Source organism: Serratia sp. (in: enterobacteria) (assembly GCF_046715635.1).
In the GTDB taxonomy this organism is placed as follows: domain Bacteria; phylum Pseudomonadota; class Gammaproteobacteria; order Enterobacterales; family Enterobacteriaceae; genus Chania.
This window is the reverse complement of record NZ_JBKJYW010000517.1, coordinates 1-9683: the sequence shown is the minus strand read 5'-3', so window position 1 is coordinate 9683 and position 9683 is coordinate 1. Positions and strand designations below refer to the sequence as shown.

Sequence of the window (9683 nt, the reverse complement as noted above, 5' to 3'; positions counted from 1 at the left end):
TCGTTCATGGCCAGCGCAAAGGCGTCGTAATAGGCCAGGCCGCTTTCCTGCGCCAGTTTCTGTGCATGCTCCAGCAGCGGGTACCACAGCATGGCGGCAAACAGGAACGCCGGGTTGACGCGCTTGTCGTTCTGCAGACGGTGATCGGTATTTTTCAGTACCTGCACCAGAATGCGCTCCATCGGCGTGTCGTGATTTGGCGTGAAGTTGCGCGCGATCAATGGGAACAGCGGCTGGAACAACTGATATTCACACAGCTTCAGGTAGGTCTGGTAACCGTAACCCGTTTGCAGCAGCTTCAGCGCCTCTTCAAACAGGCGAGCAGGTGGAATTTCGTGCAGCAGCGAGGCCAGGCGTGGAATAGGCTCGGCGGTTTCTTCGCTGATGGTCATATCCAGCTTGGCGGCAAAGCGCACCGCGCGCAGCATCCGCACCGGATCTTCGCGGTAACGGGTTTCCGGATCGCCGATCAGGCGGATCACACCCTGTTGCAGATCGCGCATGCCCCCGACGTAATCACGCAGGGTAAAGTCGGCTACGCCGTAATACAGGCTGTTGATGGTGAAATCGCGGCGCTGGGCATCGTCTTCGATGGTACCGAAGATGTTATCGCGCAGCAGCATGCCGTTCTGGGCCTGCTGAGAGGAGTTCTTGTCAGATTCCTGACTCTGTTCGTGATGGCCACGGAAGGTGGCGACTTCGATGATTTCCGGCCCGAACATCACATGTGCCAGCCTGAAACGGCGGCCTACCAGGCGGCAGTTGCGGAACAGTTTGCGTACCTGCTCTGGCGTGGCGTTGGTGGTAATGTCGAAATCCTTCGGCTTTTTGCCGAGCAACAGATCGCGTACGCCGCCGCCGACCAGATAGGCTTCATAGCCGGATTTATTCAGGCGATACAGCACCTTCAGCGCATTTTCGCTGATATCTTTGCGCGAGATCGTATGTTGATCGCGGGGGATAACGGTCATTGAGCGCGTTCCCTCTGCGGCTACAAATGGCGGGCGTTTACGCGGCGCTGGACGGCGGGCAGGTGTCTCCCTGCCGCTCTCGGTAGAGCGCGGTGGCGTTGTGGCTAACGGTTCTGCAGGCGCGCTTTCTTCGCGGACTTGGTTTTTATCGCTGGCCGGCGCATCTTCGCGGGTCAACTTGTCATCGCGGATTAGTACCTTACGGCAGAAATTGGCTACTCGGGTAAAAATGGTACACCTCGATAGTGACGGATAAAAATGGCGCTAACAAAAAAATAGCGGCTAATCATAGCTTACCCCAGCTGTTTTGAGAATGCCGTTGTGTTTTCACACTGTGGGATAGCTGGCTGGCGCGGCACGTTTGTCAACTGCCAATGCTCAACCGCCCAGCTCAATAATAACGGCAGATCAAGATCTTGCCAGTTTTCCGGCAGCGGTTGGCGCAGAAACTTCAGGGCAGCAACCAGTACCGGCCGTGGATCGCCAGTGGGCAGCGCGGGGGCATGATTTTGCTTCGACAGTTTAATGCCGTTATTCCCCAGCGCCAGCGGCAAATGCACATAGGCGGGAACGGGTGCCTGCAATTGCTGATACAGCGCAATCTGGCGCACCGTGGGCTCGATCAGATCGGCACCGCGGACGATTTCGGTCACGCCTTGAAAATGATCGTCGATCACCACCGCCAGGTTGTAGGCAAACAGGCCATCGCGGCGGCGGATGATGAAATCTTCCTGTGCCAGCGCCGGATCGGCCCGTAGCTCACCCTGCAACCGATCGTGGAAGGCGTATACCGGGTTTGATTGACGTAAGCGGATCGCGGCACCCTGCGGGCCAAGCCGGCGCTGGCGGCAGTGGCCATCGTACAAACCGCCGATCTGCTGGATGCGGCTGCGGGTACAGGTGCAGTAATAGCTGAGATCCTGGCGTTGCAGCCAATCAAGGGTCGCGCGGTAAGCTTCGGAGCGTTGGGATTGATAGATGACCTGGCCATCCCAGTGGAGACCATAGTGTTCAAGCGCGGATAAGATTCGCCCGGCAGCTCCGGCGACTTCGCGCGGAGGGTCGATATCTTCAATACGTACCAGCCATTGCCCGCGTTGAGCACGAGCCTGGAGGTAGCTTCCCAGGGCGGCAATCAGCGAACCGAAATGCAGATCCCCGGAAGGCGATGGGGCAAAGCGCCCCACATAGTGACTTGCTAACATATCAGAAGGGATAACTTCCCTTTACACTAATGCGGCGCGCGTTATTGGCACGCGCCGCAGGAGGTAACAACTGCTTAGCCGGCCATCTGCTTTTCGCGGATTTCGGCCAACGTCTTGCAGTCGATGCACAAATCGGCAGTCGGACGCGCTTCAAGGCGACGAATGCCAATCTCCACGCCGCAAGACTCGCAGAAGCCGAAATCATCGTCTTCTACTTTCTTCAGCGTTTTCTCGATCTTTTTGATCAGTTTGCGCTCGCGGTCACGGTTACGCAGTTCAAGGCTGAACTCTTCTTCCTGAGTGGCACGGTCTGCCGGATCGGGGAAGTTGGCTGCCTCTTCTTGCATATGCGACACGGTACGATCGACTTCGTCCCTGAGTTGGTTGCGCCATGCTTCAAGGATGCGCCTGAAATGCGTCAACTGGGCGTCGTTCATGTACTCTTCGCCCGGTTTCTCTTGATACGGCTCCACCCCAGCGATGGCGAGAATGCTCAAGGACGAGGTTTTACGGGTTTGCCCTTCTTGCATATTGCTTCTCCTACATACACACGCACTATACCCTTTAATGCTAGTAGGGTATGTCGAATCCCCAATACGGGGGAAAACAGGCCGCTATAAATAACAGAAGGTAAGAGGGATGGCAATTATTCCTGTCGCCTGCTTGACAATGGTGTGAAGGAAGGCGTATTTGGCGAAGCAATATCCGGTTGTCGATTTATTTGTGCCCGGCACCGCTAGCCAATAAAAAACGGTAACTTAGCGCTTAGCGAGATACCGTCAGGTGATAATTTTGCCCCGTAACAAACAACTTCCACTCCCAACTGCTGAACCTGCGCTAGTAGCACCGCATAATGCTCATCAATGTGATTTGCCGGGGTGACCCGATCGATGCCGCTGTGTAACACGGCAAAGAACAGTACCGCCCGCTGCCCCTGTTCAACCACATTTTGCAACTCACGCAGATGCTTTTGCCCTCTCAGCGTTACGGCATCAGGGAAGTAGCCCCGTTGATGTTGCAATAGTGTGACTGACTTAACTTCAATATAGCAGTCCACCCGGTTTTCTGCCTGTAATAACAAATCGATACGGCTGTTTTCTCCGCCATATTTCACTTCACCGGTGATTTTACTGTAACCGGATAATTCACTGATTATATTCTGTTCAATGGCTTCACGGACCAGGGTGTTGGCCCGCAGGGTGTTGACGCAGATCCAGTCGTCATCCTGGGTATGCGTCAGCTCCCAACTGTGGGCATATTTGCGTTTGGCGTTGTCCGAAGTGGAGTACCAAACGGTGTCCCCTGGCGTAGCACAGCCGGTCATTGCGCCAGTGTTGGCGCAGTGCAGGGTAAAGGTTTCCCCTTCGGGGGTGATCACATCGGCCAGAAAACGCTTGTAGCGCTTGATGAGCGTGGCCGGTTTTAGCGGTGGGTCAAAGATCATGATTTATCCTGTGGGCCGAGTGGCCACTGCTCTAATTCTTGGTAGCGGGTGCGGCCCTGTTCAAACGACGATTGGTAAAGAGAGAAATGGCTGGCGTTGAACGGCCAACCCGGCGTGCCAGGAGGAATAGCGACCGGCTGGGTGGCTGCCCGCAATAACGTGATATGGGGATGAAACGGCAACGGGCTTTGATAACAGCCGCTGCGGGCCGCTTGTGAACGCAACAACTCCGCCAACTGCAACAGCGCGCGTGGGGGGCGTTTGCTGCCCAGCCACACGACTCCGGGGCGCGGCCAGTGGCCAAGATCGTCCAAATTCAGGCTAAAGCCCGCTTGTGCGATACGCCCGGCTTGCGTTTTTAGCGCTTGTTCTTTCTGTGCGCTGACCTCGCCGAGAAAGGCCAGTGTCAGATGCAGATTGGCGGCGGCCACCGGGCGGCCATCTTCGGGTTTAAACGCATCGGCACGCCAGCGGATCACCTGCTGCTGCAAGGCATCGGGTAGCGACAAGGCAAAGAACAGGCGGCGCGAACTGGACATGGAACCCCGGTAAATGAATGAAATGCTGAGCCTAATGCTACAATGTGCGCTGTCCATTAACTACCCCATGGAGAGTTTTGTGTCCTTATTGCCCGTCAGCGCGGTTCTTGATGAGCTGCTTGCCGCACTGCAATCTGCCCCGCAGGTGTTGTTGCATGCCCCCACCGGCGCTGGGAAATCCACCTGGCTGCCGTTGCAGATCCTGGCAAAAGCCGGGCTGCCGGGGCGTATCATCATGCTGGAGCCACGGCGGCTGGCGGCAAAAAACGTTGCTTATCGGCTGGCGCAACAGCTGGGTGAAGAACCGGGCCAAACCGTGGGCTATCGCATGCGTGCCGAGAGCAAAAGCGGGCCGCAGACGCGACTGGAGGTGGTGACCGAAGGCATTCTCACCCGCATGTTGCAGCAGGATGCTGAACTACAGGGCGTGTCGCTGATTATTCTTGATGAATTCCACGAGCGTAGTTTACAGGCCGATCTGGCCCTGGCCCTGCTGCTGGATGTGCAGCAGGGGCTGCGTGACGATCTGAAACTGCTGATCATGTCGGCGACGCTGGATAATGCGCGGCTGTCGCAACTGCTGCCGCAAGCGCCAGTGGTGGTGTCAGAAGGGCGCAGCTACCCGGTTGAACGGCAGTACCAGCCGTTGCCAAGCCATCAACGATTGGAGGATGGCGTTGCCTCAGCGGTGAAGCGCCTGTTGTCTGAGCAATCAGGTTCGCTGTTGTTATTTCTGCCCGGCGTGGCGGAGATTAACCGGGTACAGGAACGGCTCATTGGCGAGGTGCCAACGGATACCGACCTCTGCCCGCTGTATGGCGCATTACCGTTGGCACAGCAGCAAAAGGCGATCCAACCGGCGCAGCACGGGCGGCGTAAAGTGGTGTTGGCGACCAATATTGCCGAAACCAGTTTGACCATTGAAGGCATCCGCCTGGTAGTCGACAGTGGGCTGGAGCGTGTAGCGCGTTATGAAGTCCGTAATGGCCTGACGCGATTGGTCACCCAGCGTATCAGCCAGGCTTCGATGATCCAGCGCGCCGGGCGTGCCGGGCGTTTGGAACCGGGAATATGCTGGCATCTGTTCGCCAAGGAGCAGGCGGAGCGTGCAGCGGAACATGCCGAGCCGGAGATCCTGCAAAGCGATCTGGCCAGCTTCTGGCTTGAGCTGCTGCAATGGGGTTGTGTGGATGTGGAGCAACTCACCTGGCTCGATCGGCCGCCGTTGGCCGCATTAGCCGCCGCTCGCCGTTTATTGCATACCCTGGCGGCTATCGATGACGGTGACAAGTTAACCACCCAAGGTCGCCAAATGGCCGGGTTGGGTTGCGATCCCAGGCTGGCGGCCATGCTGTGTGCCGGTGCCAAGATGGGAGCCGATGGATTAGCCACGGCGGCGATGTTGGCCGCCTTGCTGGAGGAACCGCCACGCAGCGGGCAGATGGATATAGGTTATTGGCTGAGTCGCCCCCAGCCGCATTGGCAACGCCGGGCACACCAATTAAGTAAGCGCTTACCGCAAAAAAGCGGGCAGATTGATGGCGTTCTGGCCGCTCCTTTGCTGGCGCTGGCATTTGCCGATCGTATCGCCCAACGGCGCGGGCAGGATGGCCGCTATTTGTTGGCCAATGGCCTGGGGGCGGCGATGGATCAGGACGAAGCGCTCTCCAGGGCTCCCTGGTTGATTACTCCCAGCCTGTTGCAAAGCCATAACAGCCCGGATGCTCGTATCCTGTTGGCGTTACCGATCGAAATTGATGCGCTGGTGGCTAGCTTGCCCGAGATTGTCAGCAGCCAGACCGCCGTTGAATGGGATGAAGAGAAGGGCACCTTGCGAGCCTGGAAGCGCCAACAGATTGGCCGCTTAACGCTGCGGGCTCAGCCGCTGGCCAAACCGGCGGAAGAGGAGCTGCAACAGGCACTGATAAATTGGGTGCGCGCCCAGGGATTGGCAGTGTTGAATTGGGACACCGCTGCCGAGCAGTTGCGCCTGCGTTTACACTGTGCCCAGCGTTGGTTGCCAGAGGCAGCCTGGCCGCCGGTGGATGACGAGGCATTGCTCGACACCCTGGAAAGCTGGCTGTTGCCGTCGTTGAACGGCGTGCGCGATCTGCGCGGATTAAAGCAGGTCATTATCGCCGAAGCCTTGTCCCGCCGGTTGGACTGGCAGCAAAAGCAACGGCTGGATAATGCCTTGCCGACTCATTATGCTGTGCCGACCGGCAGCCGTTTACCGATCCGCTACGATGCCGATAAACCGCCGGTATTGGCGGTGCGTTTACAGGAGATGTTTGGTGAACAGCGTAGCCCAACGTTGGCTGAGGGTCGCATCCCGGTGGTGCTTGAGTTACTCTCTCCGGCGCACCGGCCATTGCAGATCACCGGCGATCTGGCCGCTTTCTGGCAAGGGGCGTACCGCGAGGTGCAAAAGGAGATGAAGGGGCGCTATCCCAAGCACGTATGGCCAGACGATCCGGCTAATACCGCCCCCACCAGGCGCACCAAGAAATACCAGTAACGAATTCAGACGTTTCTTCTGTTCAGCCCGGCGACATAGGCACAGATTAAGCGACAAAATAACGGACCCGTCGTCTTTCAAGTTGCAGCGTTGTTACCTGCACTACCACACCCCAGTCACTTACCCAAAAGTAAGCTCCTGGGGATGAGATAGCTTGTCGCCTAGCTACAGCTTGAAATCCATAGGGTATAGATTGCAGCAAGCGTGGAGAAGAACCGCAATGGCTGGTGATGACCGCGAGCCCATCGGGCGCAAAGGCAAACAACCAAAACGTAATGTGCCGCGTAAACCGGCGCGTCGTCAACGTGATGACGATTATGAAGAAGACGAGTATCAGGATGAGTATGACGATGATGAGTACGATGACGACGAAGAGGAACAACGCATGCCGCCCAAGGTAAAAGCGAAGAAGTCGCCCCGTAAAAAGCGCCGTTGGCTTGGCCTGTTGATCAAACTGTTCCTGGTGATTGCCGTGTTGCTGGCGATCTACGGCGTTTATCTGGATTCCCAGATCCGTAGCCGCATCGATGGCAAGGTCTGGCAGTTACCGGCGGCGGTGTATGGCCGCATGGTTAACCTTGAACCGGGTATGCCTTACAGCAAAAAGGAAATGGTCGCACTGCTGGAAGGAATGCAATATCGCCAGGTCAGCCGTATGACGCGGCCAGGGGAGTTTACCGTGCAGGGCAACAGCATCGAGATGCTGCGCCGTCCGTTTGATTTCCCGGATGGCAAAGAAGGCCAGATCCACGCCCGCCTCGATTTCCAAAACAATGGCCTGGCGAAAATCGTCAACATGGAAAATCAGCGTAACTTTGGCTTCTTCCGCCTCGATCCGCGCCTGATCACCATGCTGCAATCGCCGAATGGCGAGCAACGCCTGTTTGTGCCGCGCTCTGGTTTCCCGGATCTGTTGGTCGACACGCTGATCGCCACCGAAGACCGTCATTTTTACGAGCATGATGGCATCAGCCCTTACTCCATTGGCCGTGCGGTGCTGGCTAACCTGACCGCAGGGCGTGCGGTACAAGGCGGCAGTACCTTGACTCAGCAACTGGTAAAAAACCTGTTCCTGACCAATGAGCGTTCGCTGTGGCGTAAGGTCAACGAAGCCTACATGGCATTGCTGATGGATTACCGCTATAGCAAAGACCGTATTCTGGAGCTGTATCTGAACGAGGTGTATCTCGGCCAGAGCGGCAGCGATCAGATCCGTGGCTTCCCGTTGGCCAGCCTGTACTACTTTGGTCGCCCGGTCGAAGAGTTGAGCCTTGATCAGCAGGCGCTGCTGGTGGGCATGGTCAAAGGGGCCTCGCTGTATAACCCTTGGCGTAACCCAACGTTGGCGCTGGAGCGCCGTAACCTGGTGCTCAAGCTGTTACAGAACCAGGGCGTGATCGACGCTGAACTGTATAACATGCTGAGTGCCCGCCCGCTGGGCGTACAACCGAAAGGTGGGGTGATTTCACCGCAGCCTGCGTTTATGCAACTGGTGCGTCAGGAGTTGCAGGCCAAGTTGGGTGATAAGGTTAACGATCTTTCCGGCGTGAAGATCTTCACTACGCTGGATCCGGTTTCGCAAGATGCAGCGGAAAAGGCAGTGGAAGACGGCATCCCAGCGTTGCGTGCCGCACGCCATCTGAACGATTTGGAAGCGGCGATGGTGATTGTCGATCGCTTTACCGGGGAAGTTCGTGCCATGGTGGGCGGTGCCAACCCGCAGTTTGCCGGCTTTAACCGAGCGATGCAGGCGCGCCGTCTGGTAGGGTCACTGGCCAAGCCGCCAACCTATCTGACCGCGTTGTCAGAACCGGATAAGTATCGGCTCAATACCTGGCTGGCCGATCAGCCGCTGTCGATCAAACTGCCGAACGGCAGCTCGTGGCAGCCGAACAACTACGATCGCCAATTCCGTGGCCGGGTGATGCTGGTGGATGCGTTGGCCAACTCGCTCAACGTGCCAACGGTCAACCTGGGGATGTCGGTGGGGCTGGATCAGATCAGCGCTACCCTGCAAAAGTTGGGTATTCCTAAAACGGCAATCAATCCGATGCCTTCAATGTTGCTGGGGGCCATCGGCCTGACGCCAATGGAAGTGGCACAGGAATATCAGACCATCGCCAGCGGAGGCAACCGTGCGCCACTGTCTGCGGTGCGTTCGGTGATGGCCGAAGATGGTACCGCGTTGTATCAGAGCTTCCCTCAGGCGGAGCGCATGGTGCCTGCGCAGGCGGCTTACCTGACCTTGTATGCGATGCAGCAGGGTGTGGCGCGTGGGACTTCCCGTTCACTGTCGGTCAAGTTCCCCAATTACAATCTGGCCGCTAAAACGGGTACCACTAACGATCTGCGTGACAGTTGGTTTGCCGGTATTGACGGCAAGGAAGTGGCGATTGCCTGGGTAGGGCGTGACAATAACGGCCCGGCCAAGCTGACCGGTGCCAACGGTGCCTTGACGCTGTATCGCCGCTATCTGGAAAACCAGACGCCGCTGGTGCTGAAGCTGCAACAACCGGAAGGCATTAGCCAGATGGGCATTGATTCCGCCGGTAACTTTATCTGTGGCGGAGGTAGCTCGCGTACTCTCCCAGTTTGGACTGAGAACCCTCAGGGGTTGTGCCAGGCCAGTGAGGCGGCTCAGCAACAAACTCAGCAGCAGCAACCCGGCGAACAGAAGGATGCCGACGGCGTGGCTGGCTGGATAAAAGATATGTTTGGCAAATAAATTCTGGCCGTTATGTTAAGCATATTTATCATTTGATTTTACTGTGTTATCAAGCTCGTAGCGTTCTGTTACGGGCTTTCCTTTCTTTGTTGTTGGTTTTATTTCCCCCTTGTTAATGTGGTTACCACGCCAATCCCATAGCCTTTTTACGGCCGAAATACGCTTGCAGTTCCGTTAGCCTTCTGCATAAAATGCCGCGCTTATAATAATTATTCTCGTTCACATTCGTTATCAAACCACATCAGAGAAACCAGACATGCCGACCAAGCGTCACTCCTCAT

7 protein-coding genes are annotated in these 9683 nt (G+C 56.8%); 2 read left to right on the top strand and 5 right to left on the bottom strand.

Going from position 1 to position 9683, the window contains the following annotated elements; genetic code table 11:
* From pcnB to thpR, 5 genes are all read right to left on the bottom strand, one after another.
* Positions 1-971 (bottom strand): polynucleotide adenylyltransferase PcnB (pcnB, locus tag ACLQ7H_RS26825; protein WP_411755295.1); only part of this gene is annotated, 971 nt, incomplete at its 3' end.
* 293 nt (positions 972-1264) lie between these two features.
* Positions 1265-2176 carry a tRNA glutamyl-Q(34) synthetase GluQRS gene (gene gluQRS / locus ACLQ7H_RS26820; protein ID WP_411755294.1) on the bottom strand — a complete coding sequence of 304 codons (912 nt, stop codon included), beginning with the start codon at positions 2174-2176 and terminating at the stop codon, positions 1265-1267.
* 74 nt (positions 2177-2250) lie between these two features.
* Positions 2251-2706, bottom strand: coding sequence for an RNA polymerase-binding protein DksA (gene dksA / locus ACLQ7H_RS26815; protein WP_021179742.1), 456 nt, complete (start codon positions 2704-2706; stop codon positions 2251-2253).
* A 206-nt stretch (positions 2707-2912) separates the two neighbouring features.
* Positions 2913-3620: a DNA/RNA nuclease SfsA gene (gene sfsA / locus ACLQ7H_RS26810; RefSeq protein WP_411755293.1), complete on the bottom strand. Its 708-nt coding sequence runs from the start codon at positions 3618-3620 to the stop codon at positions 2913-2915.
* On the bottom strand, positions 3617-4159 hold the full coding sequence (gene thpR / locus ACLQ7H_RS26805) for an RNA 2',3'-cyclic phosphodiesterase (protein ID WP_411755292.1): 543 nt from the start codon (positions 4157-4159) through the stop codon (positions 3617-3619). The genes sfsA and thpR overlap by 4 nt, the downstream gene beginning before the upstream one ends.
* A gap of 67 nt (positions 4160-4226) precedes the next feature.
* Between thpR and hrpB the strand changes: the two genes are divergently transcribed.
* Together hrpB and mrcB are read left to right on the top strand one after the other, a co-directional pair.
* On the top strand, positions 4227-6677 hold the full coding sequence (gene hrpB / locus ACLQ7H_RS26800) for an ATP-dependent helicase HrpB (RefSeq protein WP_411755296.1): 2451 nt from the start codon (positions 4227-4229) through the stop codon (positions 6675-6677).
* 220 nt (positions 6678-6897) lie between these two features.
* On the top strand, positions 6898-9402 hold the full coding sequence (mrcB, locus tag ACLQ7H_RS26795) for a bifunctional glycosyl transferase/transpeptidase (RefSeq protein WP_411755291.1): 2505 nt from the start codon (positions 6898-6900) through the stop codon (positions 9400-9402).
* The last annotated feature ends 281 nt before the right edge of the window (positions 9403-9683 follow it).